17 protein-coding genes and 1 pseudogene are annotated in these 19,845 nt (G+C 53.9%); all 18 read right to left on the reverse strand.

The window, feature by feature from the left end:
* Positions 1–730 precede the first annotated feature (730 nt).
* Positions 731–1,024, reverse strand: a pseudogene (locus B9L21_RS09950) (DNA recombination/repair protein RecA); the annotation flags it as partial.
* Between the two features lie 180 nt (positions 1,025–1,204).
* Complete coding sequence (locus tag B9L21_RS09955) at positions 1,205–2,449, reverse strand: competence/damage-inducible protein A (RefSeq protein ID WP_063166235.1); 1,245 nt, start codon at positions 2,447–2,449, stop codon at positions 1,205–1,207.
* Positions 2,450–2,475: 26 nt separating this feature from the next.
* Positions 2,476–3,054 carry a CDP-diacylglycerol--glycerol-3-phosphate 3-phosphatidyltransferase gene (gene pgsA / locus B9L21_RS09960; RefSeq protein ID WP_063166236.1) on the reverse strand — a complete coding sequence of 193 codons (579 nt, stop codon included), beginning with the start codon at positions 3,052–3,054 and terminating at the stop codon, positions 2,476–2,478.
* Between the two features lie 78 nt (positions 3,055–3,132).
* A complete protein-coding gene (locus B9L21_RS09965; RefSeq protein ID WP_063166237.1) occupies positions 3,133–4,017 on the reverse strand; it encodes a helix-turn-helix domain-containing protein in 885 nt (294 codons plus the stop codon).
* Positions 4,018–4,041: 24 nt separating this feature from the next.
* Positions 4,042–4,833 (reverse strand): DUF3388 domain-containing protein, encoded by a 792-nt coding sequence (locus B9L21_RS09970; protein ID WP_063166238.1) that lies wholly within the window; start codon positions 4,831–4,833, stop codon positions 4,042–4,044.
* Between the two features lie 127 nt (positions 4,834–4,960).
* The gene (locus B9L21_RS09975; protein ID WP_063166239.1) at positions 4,961–5,209 is read right to left on the reverse strand and encodes a DUF3243 domain-containing protein; all 249 of its coding nucleotides are present in this window, start codon (positions 5,207–5,209) and stop codon (positions 4,961–4,963) included.
* 63 nt (positions 5,210–5,272) lie between these two features.
* On the reverse strand, positions 5,273–5,989 hold the full coding sequence (gene ymfI / locus B9L21_RS09980) for an elongation factor P 5-aminopentanone reductase (protein WP_063166240.1): 717 nt from the start codon (positions 5,987–5,989) through the stop codon (positions 5,273–5,275).
* A gap of 57 nt (positions 5,990–6,046) precedes the next feature.
* The gene (gene yfmH / locus B9L21_RS09985; protein ID WP_063166241.1) at positions 6,047–7,336 is read right to left on the reverse strand and encodes an EF-P 5-aminopentanol modification-associated protein YfmH; all 1,290 of its coding nucleotides are present in this window, start codon (positions 7,334–7,336) and stop codon (positions 6,047–6,049) included.
* Complete coding sequence (yfmF, locus tag B9L21_RS09990; RefSeq protein ID WP_063166242.1) at positions 7,317–8,615, reverse strand: EF-P 5-aminopentanol modification-associated protein YfmF; 1,299 nt, start codon at positions 8,613–8,615, stop codon at positions 7,317–7,319. Before yfmF ends, yfmH begins: the two co-directional genes overlap by 20 nt.
* Before the next feature lie 164 nt (positions 8,616–8,779).
* Positions 8,780–9,739, reverse strand: coding sequence for an ABC transporter permease (locus tag B9L21_RS09995; RefSeq protein ID WP_063166243.1), 960 nt, complete (start codon positions 9,737–9,739; stop codon positions 8,780–8,782).
* The gene (locus B9L21_RS10000) at positions 9,740–10,786 is read right to left on the reverse strand and encodes an ABC transporter permease (protein ID WP_063166244.1); all 1,047 of its coding nucleotides are present in this window, start codon (positions 10,784–10,786) and stop codon (positions 9,740–9,742) included.
* Positions 10,783–12,312: an ABC transporter ATP-binding protein gene (locus B9L21_RS10005; RefSeq protein WP_063166245.1), complete on the reverse strand. Its 1,530-nt coding sequence runs from the start codon at positions 12,310–12,312 to the stop codon at positions 10,783–10,785. The genes B9L21_RS10000 and B9L21_RS10005 overlap by 4 nt, the downstream gene beginning before the upstream one ends.
* Before the next feature lie 183 nt (positions 12,313–12,495).
* Complete coding sequence (locus B9L21_RS10010; RefSeq protein ID WP_063167377.1) at positions 12,496–13,587, reverse strand: BMP family lipoprotein; 1,092 nt, start codon at positions 13,585–13,587, stop codon at positions 12,496–12,498.
* An 82-nt stretch (positions 13,588–13,669) separates the two neighbouring features.
* Positions 13,670–14,401 (reverse strand): GntR family transcriptional regulator, encoded by a 732-nt coding sequence (locus B9L21_RS10015; protein WP_063166246.1) that lies wholly within the window; start codon positions 14,399–14,401, stop codon positions 13,670–13,672.
* Positions 14,402–14,610: 209 nt separating this feature from the next.
* On the reverse strand, positions 14,611–16,941 hold the full coding sequence (locus B9L21_RS10020) for an FtsK/SpoIIIE family DNA translocase (RefSeq protein ID WP_063166247.1): 2,331 nt from the start codon (positions 16,939–16,941) through the stop codon (positions 14,611–14,613).
* Between the two features lie 108 nt (positions 16,942–17,049).
* Positions 17,050–17,274, reverse strand: coding sequence for a YlzJ-like family protein (locus tag B9L21_RS10030; protein ID WP_063166248.1), 225 nt, complete (start codon positions 17,272–17,274; stop codon positions 17,050–17,052).
* Positions 17,271–18,008, reverse strand: coding sequence for a ClpP family protease (locus B9L21_RS10035; protein WP_063166249.1), 738 nt, complete (start codon positions 18,006–18,008; stop codon positions 17,271–17,273). Before B9L21_RS10035 ends, B9L21_RS10030 begins: the two co-directional genes overlap by 4 nt.
* Before the next feature lie 117 nt (positions 18,009–18,125).
* A complete protein-coding gene (locus B9L21_RS10040) occupies positions 18,126–19,796 on the reverse strand; it encodes a ribonuclease J (RefSeq protein WP_063166250.1) in 1,671 nt (556 codons plus the stop codon).
* Positions 19,797–19,845: the final 49 nt, after the last annotated feature.

Here is a 19,845-nt window from a genome sequence, read left to right on the forward strand (position 1 = left end):
ACGTTGTTAGTCAGTTTCGCTCACCGAAACCCTTACGGATTTCCTCACGGCTTCCTAATCGACGTCTGGGGTTGGTAACCTAAAAGGTACTCGACTATGCCCCTTCGCTCAGCAGGCATTACCCTGCTTCATCACTACTACGGGCTGCTGCCCCATCCCTTCAGCAGTCATTTCCTACTGCTTAGTGACATCGGGGTGCGCACCCCTTATCATCCACTGGGATGGTTCACCTGTACCGCATCACCTATCCTTACATACTCCCTTAGGCTCCGCCTCTGACCCGTCAGCCGCCTTTTTGTCCGTGGTTGGAGGACTCAAGGCAAAGATCCTCTACGGGATCGATCCAGATCGAGCAAACACGAATACTCGATCCAGGGCTGAACCTCTTTTAGGAGGTGAACACCTTCTTTATTCGGTGTTCCACGCCTTACGAGCCGTACTTCCGGCGGTTCGTTCCAACGCTTCTGCGTTCTCTAGCCATAGGAGTTTTATGGACCCCCGGCTACTTCGCTAACCACTTCACAGGTCCGCTTTTCGCCGTCCTCTCCGAGTTTCGCACAGTAATGTTGCGCACCATTACCGCACGTCGGGGTATTAGGGCAGGAATGCCAACCTTCATTCCTGTCTTGGACTCTCACCAAGCTCTCGGTGATGCAGTTAGGACTGACTGTGTTTCAGTCCCGCTAACTTTTCGTATGGTGTTTCCACCATACTTGGGTTAGCAACAGGTCACACCATGCTCAGCATCGATGAAAGCTGCCTGTCCGCCCCGTTTTTGCACTTCAGCGATCGCATGAAGGGCAACGGTCGTTTTCCCGGACGATTCCGGACCGTAAATCTCGACGATTCGCCCGCGCGGATAACCGCCGACGCCCAACGCGATGTCGAGCGCCAGCGAGCCGCTCGGAACGGTCGAGATTTGCCGCTCCGCCTGCTCGCCGAGCTTCATAATAGCCCCCTTGCCAAACTGTCGTTCAATTTGTTTTAATGCCTGCTCTAAGGCGGCTTGACGATCTTGGTTCACTAACCTACTCCTCCTTATTCTAAAGCTACTTATACTATACCGCGTTTTGCGGCCATTGCCAAGCAAAAAAACGAACGTTTATTCGTTTTTTTCAATGGAGAAACTAGCAACGATTACCATGCTTATGCGGTGGAAGACAACAGTGTGCGGTGGAATAGTTTAAGGGGAAGAAGCGGCCGGTCAGCCGCCGGCCGCGAGCGTCTCTAACAAAAAGAAGCAACCGTATTTGGCGGTGCGGACGCGAATGTCATCGCGCGTGCCGGATAAGGTGAGGCGGTGGACGGCTGTGTCACGCCCGCGGACGGCGATGCCGACATAAACGGTGCCGGGCGGGTGGCCCTCAAGCGGGTCGGGGCCAGCGACGCCGGTAAAGCTGATGCCAACATCAGCGCCGCACATCGCACGGACGTTTTCGGCAAGCAAGCGGGCGCACGGTTCGCTCACCGCCCCGTCCGTCTCAAGCAGCGGCTGCGGTACACCAAGCACCTGTTCTTTCACGCCGTTTGTGTAGCAGACGACGCCGCCTTGCACGACAGCCGACGCGCCCGCGATGGCTGTCAGCTGTTCGAGAAACCACCCGCCGGTCAGACTCTCAGCTGCAGCGACCGTCCATCCTCTTTCTTTTAACCGTTCGATCGTTTTCGTAAACAACGTTTCGTCGTTATATCCGTAACAATAGCGGCCGACGCGCATCAAAATGGCCGCTTCCGTTTCATCAAGCAACCGTTTCGCTTCCGCCCCGTCCCGGTGCTTCGCCGTCAGGCGGAGCGTCACTTCCCCATCGCCGGCCAGCGGGGCGATCGTCGGGTTGGACTGGGCGTCAATCAAATCGGCGAGCGCTGTTTCCAGCGCCGATTCACCGATGCCAAAAAAGCGAAGCACGCGCGATTCGATGCGCTCTGAAAGCGAAAATGCACTGCGCAAAAACGCGCGCCCGTATTTTGTAAACATCGGCCTCATTTCTTTCGGCGGCCCGGGCAGCAGCATGTATGTAATGCCATTGACTGAAAGCGCCATCCCCGGCGCCATGCCGTGCTCGTTTTTCAACACTGCCGATCCTTCCAAAACGAGCGCCTGCTTTTTGTTGTTTTCTGTCATTGGCCGGTTCGTGCGGACAAAGTACGCTTCAATCGCCCGCAACGCCTCCTCGTCAGTGACGAGCCGGCGGCCGAGCAGGCGGGCGATCGTCTCTTTCGTCAAATCGTCTTTTGTCGGGCCGAGCCCGCCGGTAAAAAGGATTAAGTCCGCCCTCGTCTGCGCTACGTTGACCGCCTGTTCAAGACGGGCAGCATTGTCGCCGACGGCGGTATGGAAATAGACGTTAATGCCAAGTTCGGCGAGCTGCTGCGACAAAAACTGGGCGTTCGTGTTGGCAATTTGTCCGAGCAGCAACTCGGAGCCGACAGCGATAATTTCCGCATTCAACGGACGTTATCCCCCTTTCTGGCCGGCTATTTTGAATGAGAAAAAGCATGTTTGTTTTTCACAAAGTAATCCCAGCCGGACCAAATGGTGAAAACTACCGCCACCCAAAGCGCCAAATCGGCAAATGGGAACGGGATGAGCGAAAATGGGACATTATGCAGCAACAGGGCGGAGATCGCCACAATTTGCGTCCACGTCTTAATTTTTCCAAGCACGTTGGCGGCGACCACTTCCCCTTCGCCGGCGAGCACCAACCGCAGCCCGGTGACAGCAAATTCACGGCTGATGATGACGATCACCATCCACGCCGGAGCGAAACCAAGCTCGACAAGCACGATCAGCGCCGCCGATACAAGCAATTTATCAGCGAGCGGATCTAAAAATTTCCCTAAATTTGTCACTAATCCGTATTTGCGGGCGTAATACCCGTCAATCCAGTCAGTCGTTGAAGCGATGATGAAAATGAGCGCGCCGATCAGATGGGCGATCGGGAGCACCGTCTTACCGATTTGGATGCTTCCCCATCCGAACGGAACAAGCATCACGATCAAGAAAAACGGGATGAGCATAATGCGCGCTATCGTAATTTTATTCGGCAAGTTCACAACGAATACCTCCGCTAGTTCAACATCGATCCGGACAACGAAGCGGCTTCCTTTCCGCGAAAAAGCCGCTTCTTGTCATTATTTTTTCAGGATGAAATGCAGCTTTTGGTACACTTCGTCTTTCGGGGCAAACGGATAGGTAAACGGCTTACCGTTTACTTTCATGTCGACGTCGAGCGTGCGCCCGATCTTCACCCATACTTCGCTTTCGGCTGACAAGTCGAATGTTTTCGTTTGCCCTTTGGTTAAGTTGCCGCGGTAAAACGAATGGCCTTTCGTGTTGTACACTTCGATCCATGACGTCCCTTTGGATGCCAATTCAATAGCAAAAGAACCATCATGTTTCACCTCGATGGTCGCTGTATTGCCTTGCTTTGTCGTCACGCTGAGCGCAGCGGTTGGGGAAGCCGGCTTTTCTTCCCCGGCCGCCGGCTGTTCGTTTTCCTCTTTGGCCTTCTCATCCGTTTCCTTCGCTCGTTGTTTTTCTTTCGCCTGTTCAAGCGGCGAGTTTTTCGGGCTTTCGACCTCTGCCGTCTCCGGGCTCGTCCGCGCCGGCGGCTCGCTCGCCGTGCCGCGCTGAAGCAGCACCCAAACAAGAACAGCCGCCCCGATGACAACCGCCGCAGCGATCAGCTTCGGCAGCCAATCGAGCCATTTCGCCCCCTCGGCAGAAAGCTGCTGGCGCGTTTTCACGCGTGACAGCGGCTGCGGCATATCATCTTGATAAGACTGCGGAATGTCTTGTTTATATTGTTCAAACAGCTCGTCCGGGTCGAGGCCGACCGCCTCGGCGTATTGCCTGATGAAGGCGCGCACATAAAAGTTGCCCGGCATGATGGCGTAATTTCCTTCCTCGATGCCGATCAAATACCGCTTCTGAATTTTCGTCATCTCTTGCAGTTCGTCCAAGCTAATTTGCTTTTCCTCCCGCGCTTCCCGCAAACGTTTTCCTAATTCCGTCAACGGCCAACACCTTCCATTTTTTAATTAAAACCCAAATTCAGAAAAGCCGTCGCCGCCCAACAAGGACGGGCGCTCGATCGCTTCGTAGGAAATATCTTCGTCCGGCTCATGGCGCAGCTCGATAATATAATGAAAATCGTCAAGCGTATATTCCGTATGGCGAACAAAAATGTCCGGATGTTCCACGACTTTCGTCGCCTCAAGGCGCATCAGTTCGCGAACGAGCTGCCAGTGCTGCTCATTCGCCCGGCGCGTCGAGACGATGCCGTCAATGATGAAAATGTTGTCCTCGCTATATTCATCCTCCATCAGCTGGGTGCGGATCGTCTGTTTGATCAGCGTCGATGATACAAACAGCCATCGCTTATTGGCGCACACGCTGGCGGCGACGATCGACTCCGTCTTGCCGACGCGCGGCATTCCGCGAATGCCGACAAGCTTATGCCCTTTTTCTTTAAACAGTTCCGCCATAAAATCGACAAGCAGTCCGAGTTCGTCGCGGACAAAGCGGAACGTTTTTTTATCGTCGGCATCGCGCTGGATGTAACGGCCATGGCGGACGGCCAGACGGTCAAGCAGCTTCGGTTGGCGCAGCTTCGTCACCGTAATGTTGTCCATCGTCCGCAAAATCGTCGCCAGCCGCTCAATTTGCTCGTTGTTGTCGCAAAGAAGCAGCATGCCGCGGCGCGAATCCCGGACGCCGTTGATCGTCACGATGTTGATCGACAACATGCCAAGCAGCGATGCAACGTCACCTAACAGCCCCGGGCGGTTGACATGAATTTCGTACTCTAAATACCATTCCTGCTTGCCCATCCCGTCTCCTCCCTTGTCGGTGTCCGCACGAACGCCTTATGCTAAGTTCATACTACTATAATCGTGAACGGAAAAGCAACCGAAAAGGGGAAAGAAAAAAGAGAGGGATTCCCCTCTCTGGCGATTGTTATTTTTGTTGGACAAGCTTCACCATCATGTTGGCAAGAACGTGCTGTTCCTTTTCATCGGCCACTTTCCAAAGGTCGGCCAGCACCCGTTCCTCCGGATTTTTCGGATCGACGTTTCTTGCTAAGTAGTCCCCGATTTGATAGGCCACGTCCGAGATCACTTGCTGGGTCAGCCCTTGTTGTTGCGCTTGTTGGAGCCGATCGGCTAAAAAGTCTTTCCATTGTTCAAAGTTATCCAATACCGACATATGCATTCCCTCCTTGATGAACGTTTCAAGGATAGTTTGCCTGCCCCAACAGAAAATATACGCTTAGCAATGCCAACCGCCGTTGACAGAAATGACTTGGCCGGTGATGTAGGAAGCCGCGTCGGATAAAAGAAACGCCACCGTTTTCGCCACTTCTTCAGGCGTGCCGAGCCGACCGGCCGGAATTTCGTCGGCCAGCGCTTCAAGCTCCTCGGCGCTGAACGCCCGCAGCATATCGGTAGCAATCGCCCCGGGCGCGACCGCGTTGACGCGGATGCCGCTTGGGGCGAGCTCTTTGGCGAGCGCTTTGGCGAACGCATTCTGCCCGCCTTTTGTCATCGAATACACCGCTTCACACGATGCGCCGCAAAGCCCCCAAATCGACGAAATAAACACAATATGGCCGCGCTTTCTCGAAATCATTGGCGGCAGCAGTTTTTTCACGAGCTGCGCCGGACTTGTCACATGGAGACGCACCATCCGTTCGATCAGTTCATCATTCATATCGGTCAGCAATCCGTAATAGCTCGCTCCACTGTTATAAATGATGGCGTCCACCGGACGGTCGATTTGCGAAAGAAGCTCCTCGACTCCGCCAGGCATGGACAAGTCGGCTTCAAGCGGGACGACGTGCGTGTCTGCCAGCTCTTTTTGTAACAGTTCGACCGGCGCCCGCCGCCGATAGTAATGAAGCAGCAGCCCGTAGCCGACTTTGGCCAGCTCGCGGGCGATGCTTTGCCCGATGCCGCCTGAAGCGCCGGTGATTAATGCGTAATTCATCGAACGTCCTCCCCTTCCTTTTGCCGCAAAAAAGCATCCTTCTCATGAAGGATGCCGTCATTGTCCTTTTGGCACAACTTCACAAACGGCGATTTGCGAGTCGCGGAAGCACGAGTCGGCGACAGCAGCAATATCGTCAAGCGCAAGCGACGAGAGCGCCGGCAAAATGTCAAACAAACTGGCGCCGTAAAACGCGTAGCGCGTAAACTGGTTGGCGATATATTCCGGCGAGTTGAGCGCGCGCAAAAAGGCGCCCATTTTTTTCTTTTTCACCCGCTCGAGCTCGTCTTTTTGCACTGCATCGGCTGAAAACGACCGCAGCACCTCCTGCACCTCTGCCGCAAGCCGTTCCGCATCTCTCGTGTCGCCGCCGACGAGGGCAAAGCCAAATTCGCGCTCTTCCGTATAGTCGTACATAAACGTATCGTCAATCAACCCTTCGCGGTACAGCCGTTCGTAATGCGGCGAGCTTTTGCCGAACAAGTAATCGAGCAGCACGTGAAACGCGAGCTCATGGCGAAGCTTTTGGCCGCCGGCATTCGGCACGGACGGCGCTTTAATGCCGACAAAACATTTATTCGTCTGCACGTGCATCGGAATGACTTTTTTCTTTTCCGCCACGCCGCTTGGCTCTTCGTACACAAACCGCTTCACCTCCGGCGCTTGCGGGAACGACTTCTTCGCCTGGTTGTCGCGGATTTGCTGCATCATTTTTTGTTCATCGACCGGGCCGACAACAAACAACAGCATGTTGCTCGGGTGATAAAACGTTTCGTAACATTCATACAGCAGTTCTTTTGTAATCTCGGCAATCGATTCGATCGTGCCGGCGATGTCGATTTTGACCGGATGGTGATGGTACATGCTTTCGATGGCGCCGAAGTAAACGCGCCAATCCGGGTTGTCGTCGTACATGCGGATTTCCTGGCCGATGATGCCTTTTTCTTTTTCGACCGTCTTGTCGGAAAAATACGGCGTTTGCACAAAATCCATCAATGTCTCCAAGTTTTTCTCGACGTTGTCGGTGCTCGAAAACAAATAGGCGGTGCGGGTAAACGTCGTAAAAGCGTTCGCCGAGGCGCCTTGTTTGCTGAACTGCTGAAACACGTCGCCATCCTCTTTTTCAAACAGCTTATGCTCCAAAAAATGGGCGATGCCATCCGGGACGCGTTTCATTTCCGATTTTCCGAGCGGGACGAACTGGTTGTCAACCGAACCGTAGTTCGTCGTAAACGTCGCATACGTTTTGTGAAACCCTTTTTTCGGCAAAATGTAGACATCCAGGCCATTGTCCATTTTTTCATAAAACAGCGCTTCTTGCAGCGTTTCATACACCCGTTTTTCCATCTTCCGTCGCCCCCTCCATTCCGGTCAGAAAGTACACCGTATCGAGCGCCACCTTTTCGGCGACGCGCACGACATCCTCGCGCATCACGCCATCCGTGCCGGCAAGCCATTCATCTAACGGGCGTTTCCGCGTTGAGACGACGTTATGGTACAGCACCTCGACAAGCCCGCGCGGCGTATCAAGCGTCTCAAGCAGCTGGTTGCGGATCACCGCTTTTGTTTGTGCCATTTCTTCATCCGTAAAATCGCCGTTTTTCATCGCCTGCATTTGTTCATCAATGATGCGGCGCGCCTTCTCGTAATTGGCCGGCTCAATGCCGGACATGACGAGCAAAAGCCCTTTATGGCTTTCAAGCCGGGATGCGGCATAATAGGCGAGGCTCGCCTTCTCGCGCACATTGATAAACAGCTTCGAATGGGAAAACCCGCCGAAAATGCCGTTAAACAGCTGCAACGCGTAATAATCGTCATCTTCGTACGTCACGTTTGTGCGGTAGCCGATGTTCAGCTTCCCTTGCTTGACATCTTGCCGCTCGATGACTTCATTCACTTCCCCACGTGCTTTTGCCGGAGCGAGCGGCGCGCGCGCCGGCTGCGGACGGTCAGGGAGAGAAAAGCGCCGCTTAACGGCAGCGAGCACGGTCTCCTCATCGACGTCGCCGATGACATACAAGTCAAGCTCATCTTCGGCTAGCGCCTGTTCGTAATAGCGGTACAGTTGTTCGGCTGTGATGGCATCTACATCCCCAAGCTCGCCGTTTGGCGAGAGGGCGTAAGGCTCGCCTTTGCACATCTCTTGCACAAGGCGCATGCTCGCATAGCGCATTTTATCATCATATACCGCTTGAATGCGCTGGCTTAGCGCCCGCTTTTCCCGGGCGACGATGTCCTCAACAAACCGGCCGCCTTCGAGCGCCGGGCGGAACAAGAGATCAGCGAGCAGTTGAAGCGCTTTCTCTAGAAGCGGCGTTTGCTCCGGCAAAAACCGTTCGTTCGCCACATCAATGCGGACCGTCATAATATGGTCTTCACCTTTTTTCGTTAAATCGACGTTCAGCGTCGCGCCGTACAGCTCATCCAGGTAAGTGCGCAGCGCCTTGACGCTCGGGTAATCGACCGTGCCGCTTTGCAGGACGTACGGAAGCAGCGCGCGCAGCGTCACCGTTTCCTTGGCGAGCGGCGCTTTCATTTTCCAGACGAGTGTATTCGTTTTGTATTTATCGGTCGAAATCGTATGGACACGAACCGGTCCGACCGCCGTTACTTTTTCATCGACCAATCCAACTCCTCCTTTTCCTTCGTAAAGTGGACGGTATGCTTATTGTGAGATGTCTTATCAACAATATACCTTTTGCCAAGCGGAAAATGCAAATAAATCCATCGCCCCTCTCCGCCGGACCAACAAAAAACGGCTGCCCGTTTTTGTTCGGACAGCCTGTCTGCTTACCGTTTTCCTTTCACATATGGCGTGCCGGCCGCTTTCGGCGCTTCGGCACGGCCGATAAAGCCGGCGAGCGCTAAAATCGTGAGCACATAAGGGGCAATGAGCAAATACACTGTCGGAACGTTTTCCAAAAACGGGATTGTTTGTCCAACGATGCTTAAACTTTGCGCCAATCCGAAAAACAGCGCCGCCCCCATCGCGCCCATCGGATGCCATTTGCCAAAAATCATCGCCGCAAGCGCCATAAATCCGTGCCCGGAAATCGTTGCATGGCTGAAGTCGCGGGAGATGATCGTCGCATACACCGCACCGCCTAGGCCGCCGAGCGCTCCGCTGATCATGACGGCGATATAGCGCATTTGGGCGACGTTGATCCCCATCGTATCGGCCGCCATCGGATGTTCGCCAACAGCGCGCAGCCGAAGGCCAAACGGAGTTTTATAAATGACGTACCAAGAAACGAATGCCAAAAGAATCGCGATATACGACGGCGCGTACGCATTGGAAAACAGCAGCGGGCCGATGACCGGAATATCGCTTAACACCGGCACGTCAATTTTGTCAAATCCGACTTGAATTTGATCTGTTTGCCCTTTGCCGTACATTTTTTTCACCAAAAACAGCGACAAGCCGAGGGCTAAAAAGTTGATCGCCACCCCGCTGACGACTTGATCGGCGCGAAACGTCACCGAAGCGACCGCATGGAGCAAAGAAAACAATGCGCCGACCACGATGGCTGCCACCAAGGCGAGCCATGGCGTCAACGGGCCGAGCTGGTCGGCAAACGTTAGATTAAAAACAACGCCGATAAACGCACCGATGATCATCAGCCCTTCAAGCCCGATGTTGACAACGCCGGACCGTTCGCTAAACACGCCGCCAAGCGCGGTGAAAATAAGGGGAGCAGCAAAGAAAATCGCTGTCGGGATAATCGTTTGCAGTACGTCATACACGTTCACTTACTCCGCCCCCTTTTGCCAACGAGATAACAGCCAGCGAATCATATAGCTGGATGCGACAAAGAAAATAATAAGCGCGATAATAATATCGACGAGTTCCGTTGGCACGCCGGCGCCCGAGGGCATCTCAAGCGACCCGACTTTCAAGGCGCCGAACAGCAACGCGGAAAGCAAAATGCCAAACGCGTTGTTGCCGCCAATTAAGGCAACAGCAATGCCGTCAAACCCAAGGCCGGTAAACCCGGCTTTCGTCGAAATATTGCCGAACGTGCCGAGCCCTTCCATCGCCCCGGCCACGCCGGCAAAGGCGCCGGAGATGACCATGGCTAAAATGATGTTGGCGCGCACGTTCATGCCGGCATATTGTGAGGCATGCTGGTTGAATCCGACCGCCCGCAGCTCAAATCCTTTCGTCGTTCGTTCAAGCAAAAACCACATGACAAACGCGGCGGCAATGGCGATCAAAATGCCGTAGTGCATCGTCGAATGGTACGTGATGGACTCCAAAAATTCCGATTGGAGCGAGGCGCTTTCCTTGACCGGGTCGGACTTGAACCCTTCATCCGACAGCACGGAACGGATGATGGCGTTCGTCACGTGCAAAGCGATATAGTTCATCATAATCGTAATAATGACTTCATGCACTTTTACGTACGCCTTTAATACGCCCGGAAGCAATCCCCATAGCGCCCCGGCTAAAGCGGCGGCCAAAATGGCTAGCGGCAAATGGATGATCTTCGGCAAGTCGAAAGATACGCCGACCCAAACGGCGGCCAGCCAGCCGACGATGAGCTGACCCTCGACCCCGATGTTAAACAAACCGGTGCGAAAGGCAAAGGCTACCGCCAGCCCCGTTAAAATGTAAGGCGTCGTCTGGCGGATCGTTTCCCCGATGTAATACGCATCTCCAAACGCCCCGTATATGAGGGAGCCAAAACCGGCGACCGGATTGTAGCCGCTTGCGAGCATGACGACCGAGCCGGCGATCATACCGAGCAAAACGGCCAACAATGGAATCAAAAACTGCTGGAGACGATTCGACCTCATGACGACACACCTGCTTCCTTCCGTTTGCTTCCAGCCATCAGCAGTCCGAGTTCTTGTTCCGTCGTTTCTTTCGGATCAACGATGGCGACAATTTTCCCTTCATAAATCACGGCGATCCGGTCGCTGACGTTCATGACCTCATCAAGCTCAAACGAAACAAGCAACACCGCTTTTCCCCGGTCGCGCTGCTCGATGAGCCGCTTATGGATGAACTCAATCGCTCCGACATCAAGCCCCCTTGTCGGCTGGGCAGCAATCAATAAGTCCGGATTGCGGTCGACTTCGCGGCCGATGATCGCTTTTTGCTGGTTGCCGCCGGATAGCGCCCGCGCTTTCGTATATTCGTCCGGCGTGCGCACGTCAAACTCGCGGATGAGCTGACGGGCTTTTTCATAAATCGCTTGAAAGTTTAAGATGCCCCGTTTCGAATACGGCGGCTTATAGTACGTTTGCAGCACCATGTTTTCGCCGATCGGAAAATCAAGCACAAGCCCGTGCTTATGCCGGTCTTGTGGAATATGGCCGATGCCGGCTTCAATGATTTGGCGCGGCGGCAAGTTCGTAATCTCTTGGCCGTTTAGCCTAATCGTTCCTGATTCCGCCTTAATCAGGCCGGTTAGCGCTTCAATCAGCTCGGTTTGCCCGTTGCCGTCGACCCCGGCGATGCCGACGATCTCACCGGCGCGCACCGTCAAGTTCAAGCCGTTGACCGCCGTGACCCCTCGGGCGTCTTTGACGATTAAGTTTTCGATTTCGAGCACCGGCGTTCCCGGTTCGGCCGGCCGTTTTTCGGTCGTAAACTGCACCTCGCGGCCGACCATGAGCGCCGCCAATTCGTTCGGATTCGTTTCGGCAACGTTAAGCGTTGCGATTCCTTTGCCGCGGCGGATGACGGTGACGCGATCGCACACTTCCATAATTTCTTTGAGCTTGTGCGTAATTAAAATAATCGATTTTCCTTCGCGGACAAGCGTACGCATAATTTCGATGAGCTCGCGGATTTCCTGCGGCGTTAAGACGGCTGTCGGTTCGTCAAAAATCAAAATGTCAGCGCCCCGATAGAGCGTCTTTAAAATTTCGACGCGCTGCTGCATGCCGACGGAAATATCGGCGATTTTCGCTGTTGGGTCAACCGCCAGTCCATACCGCTCCGACAGTTCGCGCACTTCTTGTTCAGCTCGCTTCATGTCGATCGTTCCCGTCCGTGTCGGCTCGCTGCCTAAAATGATGTTTTCCGTCACTGTAAACGTATCGACGAGCATAAAGTGCTGGTGCACCATCCCGATGCCAAGGTCGTTGGCGACATTCGGGTCGGTGATGCGCACCGGCTTCCCTTTGACGCGGATTTCCCCGCCATCCGGCTGGTAGAGGCCAAACAGCACGTTCATCAGCGTCGATTTACCGGCGCCGTTTTCGCCAAGGAGGGCATGAATTTCCCCTTTTTTCACCTGCAGCGTAATGTTGTCATTGGCGACGAACGTGCCGAACACTTTGCGAATATTGAGCATTTCAATTACATATTCCAAGCCATTCACTCCCTACTTCGGCAAGGTCAAAATCACAAAATGAGAGGCGGCAGCATTTAGATAGATGCAACAAAAAAGCGGATCGTATCGTTGCGGAACAAATCGCTCCCTATATATAGGCCGCCCTTCATTTCGTGATTTTGAAAAAGGCTAGCGGCACGCACTAGCCTTTTTCCACTTTCCTTATTTCACCGTTGCGGCAAATTGTTCGTATTCTTTCCGGTTCGTCGGCACTTTCACTTCACCGTTAACGATTTTTTCCTTCCATTCGTCAACCGCCTTTAGCACATTGTCCGGGATGTTGTCTTGCGTCGGAGCAATGCCGACCCCGTTTTCTGGCAAGCCGTACTCAATCGTTTGGCCGCCTGGGAAGTCGCCTGCTTGCGCCCGTTTGGCAACGTCATAAACGGCCACATCGACCCGTTTCACCATCGAGGTGAGCGTCACGTTGTACGTTTTGTCGCCGATTTTCACTTCGCCTTCCGGAGCTTGGTCTTTATCAACGCCAATGACCCAAATTTCGCGGTTCGGATCTTTCTTCTTCAAATCTTTCGCTTCCGAGAAGACACCGTTTCCAGTCCCACCGGCCGCGTGATAGATAATATCAATGCCGGACGCGTACATGCTCGAGGCGATCGCTTTCCCTTTATCCGCTTGGTCGAAGGCACCGGCATATTGCACTTTGACAGTCGCTTTCGGGTTGACCGCTTTCACGCCGGCCCGGAATCCGCTTTCGAACTTCTCAATCAACGGAATTTCCATCCCGCCGACAAAGCCAATTTTATTCGTTTTCGTCATCAATCCGGCAACAACACCGACAAGAAACGACCCTTCGTGCTCTTTAAACGTGATGCTGGCAACATTCGGCGCATCAACGACCGTATCAACAATGGCAAAATGTTTTTTCGGATTTTGCTCGGCGACTTCTTTCACCGCATCGCCCATCAAATAGCCGATGCCGTAAATCAAATCAAAATCGCTGCGCACGAGTTTGTTTAAGTTTGTCACATAGTCGGCATCGCTGGCGGACTGCAAGTAGTCATAGCCGCCGCGCCCTTTCTCAAGGCCGTTGTCTTTGCCGAACTTTTGCAGCCCTTCCCAAGCTGACTGGTTGAACGATCTGTCGTCAACGCCGCCTACGTCCGTGACCATAGCAACGCTGAACGTATCTTCCTTATTGCCCCCTGCATTGTCGCCTCCTTGGCCGCCGCAGGCAGAAAGCAGCGTACCGGCAGCGAACAAAACGGAGAGCGCCCATCCGAATCGCTTTTTCATCATCCGTTACCCCCTACTTGAAAAATTTGTTCCTAATTAGTATGAAACTTCCGCTCTCTTTCTATGTACCGATTTCACCCCCTTAAAAACCGAATCGTTTCCGCATGACGTGGAAGCTGAACTTGTCGGAGCGGAAATAGTTCGTTGAGTAAAAAATCGGCTCATCGTTTTTATCGAAATGCATTTGTTTGAGCACGAGCAAGGCCGTTTCCGGGTCACATTGCAAAATCGGCGACACTTTTTCGTGATAGCCGAGCGGCTCAATGCGCGCGATGGCATAGGCAATATCGCGGTGCGCCTGATTGTGCAAGTTTTCAAACAGCGACTCATGCTCATACGAAATGCCTTTCGGCAAATATTTGCACAAAATTTTATCAAGGCAATAGACGACCGGCTCTCCATCGGCGGTGCGCACCCGCTCGATCAGCAAAATCTCATCGTCCGGGCGGCATTGAAAGCGGCGCATATCGTCTTCCGTCGGCTGCTGAATGGAGGAAGACAAAAAAATCGTCCCCGGCTTGCGCCCGGCTTGGCGGATCATGTCGGTGACGCTTGTGAGCTGCTCAATGCCGGACGTAAACAGCGGACGGGCATTGACAAACGTTCCGACGCCATGGCGGCGGATGATGATGTTTTCCTCCTCAAGCACCCGAAGCGCCTCCCGCAGCGTCGCTCGGCTGACCCCGAGCTGCTTGGCGAGCTCAAACTCAGACGGCAACTTTTGCCGTTCTTTGTATACTCCGGTTTCAATATCGTGTTTAATCCGGTCGATGACTTGCAGGTAAAGATGGCGGCTGTCTGATTTGATTGACATGACAACGTCCTCCACGTTCTGCATTTCCCCTGAGATCAGACCTCTGACATTAGACATATAACCTTTTTGAGATTACTATATCATTTTTTACCGGTCAAATAAATAGGGTCAATCAATTTTTGTCGAAAAAAAAGAAACAGGATTGGCAACGCTTCCAATATGATATACCGTTTGGCAGGCAGGTGAAATGAGCCTGCCTGCTTCTCCGTTTATGACGTCTTTTTTAAATCTTCTTTTGACCAAAGCACGGCGCGCGGCTTGCTCCCCTCATACGGGCCGACGACGCCGCGTTCCTCCATGGCGTCGATGAGCCGGGCGGCGCGGTTGTAGCCGATGCGGAAGCGGCGCTGCAGCATCGAAACAGAGGCGCTTTGCATTTCGACGACAAGGCGGACCGCTTCCTCGTACAGATCATCTTCGAGTGCCGGGGAGCCCGCCTCCCCCTCTTGGACGATCATTTCCTCATAGTATTGTGCCTGCTGCTGGCCGATGACAAACTGAACGACTTCCTCCACCTCTTGGTCGGATACAAACGCCCCTTGGACGCGCACCGGCTTTGAGGCCCCCATCGGCAAAAACAGCATGTCGCCGCGGCCGAGCAGTTTCTCCGCCCCGCCCATATCCAAAATGGTGCGCGAATCGATCTGCGATGAAACGCTAAAGGCGATGCGCGACGGGATGTTCGCCTTAATGACGCCGGTAATGACGTCGACAGACGGGCGCTGGGTGGCGATGATTAAATGGATGCCGGCGGCGCGCGCCATTTGCGCCAAGCGCGTGATCGCTTCTTCGACATCCGACGACGCCACCATCATTAAATCAGCGAGCTCGTCGATGATGACGACGATGTACGGCAGGAGCGGCTGCTGTTCCGGCACCGTTTCGTTCTGTTGGCGGATATGTTCGTTATACCCTTCAATGTTGCGCGTGCCGGTATGGGAAAACAGCTCATAGCGCCGCTCCATTTCTTGGACGACTTTTTTCAGCGCCTGGGCTGCTTTTTTCGCATCGGTGACAACCGGTGTCAACAAATGGGGAATGCCGTTATACACGCTTAACTCGACCATTTTCGGGTCGATCATCATCAGCTTGACTTCATGCGGCTTCGTGCGCATGAGCAGGCTGACGATCATGCCGTTAATGCAGACGCTTTTGCCGCTGCCGGTGGCGCCGGCGATCAATAAGTGCGGCATTTTGTTCAATTCAGCGGCAACGACTTCCCCGGAAATGTCGCGCCCCAGCGGGATTAAGAGCTTCGCCTCGGGCCGTGTATGCTCGACGGCCTCAAGCACTTCGCGCAGCGACACAGTGGCGATTTCTTCATTCGGCACTTCAATGCCGATCGCCGACTTGCCGGGAATCGGCGCTTCAATGCGAATGTCTTTCGCCGCCAGGGCGAGCGCCAGATCGTCGCTTAAGCTGACGATTTTGCTCACTTTCACCCCGACGTCCGGGTAGACTTCGTATTTCGTCACCGCCGGGCCGAGATGCACTTGCGTCACTTTCGCTTTGACGCCAAAGCTTTGGAACGTTTTCTCCAACTTGCGCGCATTGGCGTAAATGTTGGCATGGTCAGCCGATTGCCCAGCCGGTTTCGGCAAGCGGAGAAGCTCAAGCGGCGGCAAATCATAGTTCGTGTTTTCATGCTCGGAAAACGCCAGCGGAGGTGCTGGTGCGTCCCCGTTCCCGTCATCGCCGCCTTCAGCCGGCGGCTGCTTCTCTTCCTCGAGTTCGGCCGTCGACCGGACGGCGGCAAAATCGGATATGATCGGCGGTGGGGAAAGGAGCTCGTCCTCCAGTTCAGCGGCACCGGCTTCGGTCAGCTCATCTTCCAGCCGGGCGGCCGCCCGCCGCGAACGCCGGTTTCGTCCGGCATTCGTCCGTCGTTTTCGTCCTGCCAGCCATTGCTTCAAATCCCTGACAAACGCCAGCCATTCTTGGCGTATAAAGGCCGCCGCCAAGACGACGAGTCTGCCGGCCGTTTCGCGCAGCGATTTTCCGGTCAGCACGATAAAGCCGACGACGAACAAAAGAAAACAAATCCATTTCGTCCCAAGCGCATCAAATAGCTGGTAGCTGGCGGCAAACAACAACGCGCCGACCATCCCGCCGCCTAAATCGACAGCGGCCGCCTTGCCGTTCGCCTCGTTCCAAAACAGCGTCCATGTTGTGCGAATGACGCTTGGGTCAAGTTCACCGCGCCGCGACATGAGTTCAAACAGCTTCCCATGGCTTAACAGCAAGAGCGCCGCCGCGATGACCGAAGCGCCGACAAACGGGCGGCTCGCCCATGACGGCCACTCCCGTTTCCACATTAGGATGAACGATAAAATGAATAAACCGCCTACTAATAGCATGTACCATTCGCCGAAAAAAAAGCGGCTGATCAGCACAAGCGTTTCTCCGACGAGCCCGAGGCGGGCCATCGCCACGACGGCAACGGCCAGCAGCCCAAGGCCGATCAGTTCAAAGCGAATCGCCTCCGTCCACGGCTGCTTCTTTGGCGGCTTTCCCTTTTTTTGTCGCTTTCGTTTCGCCATAATTGCTCACTCCAGCATGAATGAATTGGCAAGCCGGAAAAAAGCAGCCAACAATGGCTGCTTTTTTCTGTTTCCCTATTATTATATCATGAACGGCCGAACAATTCATTACGATGTTGCCGCGGAAATCGGAAACCGCGCCCCGGGTGCATAGTTGGCGTTTAAAAAGTGGTACGGGTTTGTGCTTAAATTTTGCACAATTTCATATTCACCCGTTTCCGTAATTTGGACAAGAAACGGAATGCCGTCGTAATACACCCTTTTTTGCTTTTCATAGACGGCCGCATCGACCGGGAACAGCAAGTGTTCGGGCATGATGGTATATAAAATCATTGGATCATCTTCCCTTCGCCGCCTTTTTTCATCTCGATCAATTGCCGCAGCTTCGCCATCGCCTGCGACACGCCGCCGACTTCATCGATCAGTCCGTATCGGACGGCGTCAGGACCAACAACGTTCGTGCCGATATCACGCGTTAAATTTCCTTTTGAAAACATGAGCTCTTTAAATTTTTCTTCGCTAATCTTGGAATGCTTCGTCACAAAACGGACGACGCGCTCTTGCATTTTATCCAGATACTCAAACGTTTGCGGCACGCCGATGACAAGCCCGGTTAAACGGACCGGATGAATCGTCATCGTCGCCGTCTCGGTGATGAACGAATAGCTGCACGACACGGCGATCGGCACGCCGATCGAATGGCCGCCGCCAAGCACGACAGAAACGGTCGGTTTCGAGAGCGAAGCGAGCATTTCCGCGATGGCGAGCCCGGCCTCGACATCGCCGCCGACCGTGTTTAAAATGACGAGCAGCCCTTCGATTTTCGGATTTTGCTCAATGGCGACGATTTGTGGAATGACATGTTCATATTTCGTCGCCTTGTTTTGCGGCGGCAGCTGAATATGGCCTTCGATTTGGCCGACGATCGTCAAACAGTGGATGTTCGTATCCGGCTCCATTTGCGGGATGTTCGTTTGCCCAAGCTGGGTAATGGCTGCGGTCGCTTCTTCCGTTTTCGTTTCTGCTTTTTCTTCCGTCTCTTCCTGGAAGTAACGCTCCTTCTCCATCCATTTCTTCTCCTTTCTGTTGGTCATACGTTTAGTATGGCCGAAAGGAAAAAGAAAAATGCCGGCAACGGCTGACCGTTTCCAGCATTTCCCCTGTGGACTTTGAGCATGATTGCATTATACTTCCATAATAATGGGCAAAATCATCGGTTTTCGCTTTGTCTTCTCAAATAAAAACTGGCTTAGCGCTTCGCGAATGTTTGCCTTTAATGACGACCATTCAAGCATGTACGACTCAAGGCAGCGCTTGATGATCGCCGCCACCATTTGTTCCGCTTCCTCAAGCAGCGTTTCGGACTCGCGCATGTACACGAAGCCGCGCGAAATGATTTCCGGGCCGGCCGCAATCGTTTTCGCTTCTTTGTTGAGCGTGACGACCGCGATCAAAATGCCGTCCTGCGACAATAGGCGCCGGTCGCGCAACACGATGTTGCCGACGTCGCCGATGCCAAGGCCGTCGATTAAAATGTTGCCGTACGGCACTTTGCCGCCAGGGCGGGCGGTGCCGCCGCGGAATTCGATCACTTCGCCTTTATCGAGCAAAAATGTCCGCTCTTCCGAGATGCCGACCGCTTTCGCCAGGCGAGCGTGCGCCTTTTGCATCCGATACTCCCCGTGCACCGGAATGAAATATTTCGGCTTCATTAAATTGAGCATCAACTTTAATTCTTCTTGGCAACCGTGCCCGGACACGTGCACTTGCCGGTCGCGGTAAATGACGTTCGCCCCGGCGCGGTACAGGGCGTCAATCGTTTTGGCGAATCCGAGCTCGTAGCCCGGCATGACGGAAGCGGCGACGATGACGGTATCCCCTTCCTTGATGTTCACTTGCTTGTTCGCCTGCCGCGCCATGCGCCAAAGCGCGCTCATCGGCTCTCCGTGCCCGCCGGTTGTCAAAATGACGAGCTCTTGATCGCCATAGCGGTCGAGGTCATGAGCGGAAATCGTCACCTTATCCGGAAGATGCAAATAGCCGAGGCGGACGGCAATGTCCATCACTTTATGCAGCGTTTTGCCGATCACCGCCACTTTGCGCCCGTATCGATGGGCAGCATAAAGCACTTGCTGGATGCGCGTAATGTTCGAGGCATAGCAGGCGACAAACACCCGCCCCTTCGCATGACCGATCACATCGGCGATCTCATGGGCGACAGCGGCATCGGAGCCGCTGTATCCGGGGCGCTCAGCGTTCGTGCTGTCCGACAGCAAACATAGCACCCCTTGCTCGCCGATTTGCGCCATTTTCCCCAAGTCAGCGCGGTTGTTGCCGTACGGTGTTTGGTCAAATTTAAAATCGCTCGTGTACACAATCGCCCCTTGCGATGTATGCAAGCTGATGCCGACAGAATCGGGGATGCTGTGAATCGTGCGGAAAAACGTCACTTTCGCCTTGTCAAACGACAGTTCGGCGTCGGGGTGAATTTCGTTCAGGTTGGCGTTCGTGACACCTTGCTCTTTTAAAATGGCTTCCACCAAACCGAGCGTCAGCTTCGTGCCGTATACCGGCGCGGACAGCTGCTTGAGCACGTAGGCGATCGCCCCCATATGTTCCTCATGCCCGTGGGTGAGAAAGATCGCCCGGATGCGATGCTGCCGTTCAATTAAATAGGTAATATCCGGAATCACTTTGTCGATGCCAAGCATTTCATCTTCCGGATACATGACCCCGGCGTCGAGGACGAAAATGTCCTCGTCCAGTTCGACAACATACATGTTTTTGCCGATTTCTCCGACTCCCCCAAGGGCAAAAATACGTATTTTCTCTACCGGCTTTATGTTTGATTTCAAGGCTGCGTCCTCCCAATCATGATGCTAACCCGCTCAAAGTCACTTGCTT

Origin of the sequence: Geobacillus uzenensis, from assembly GCF_002217665.1 — a bacterium.
GTDB lineage: Bacteria > Bacillota > Bacilli > Bacillales > Anoxybacillaceae > Geobacillus > Geobacillus subterraneus.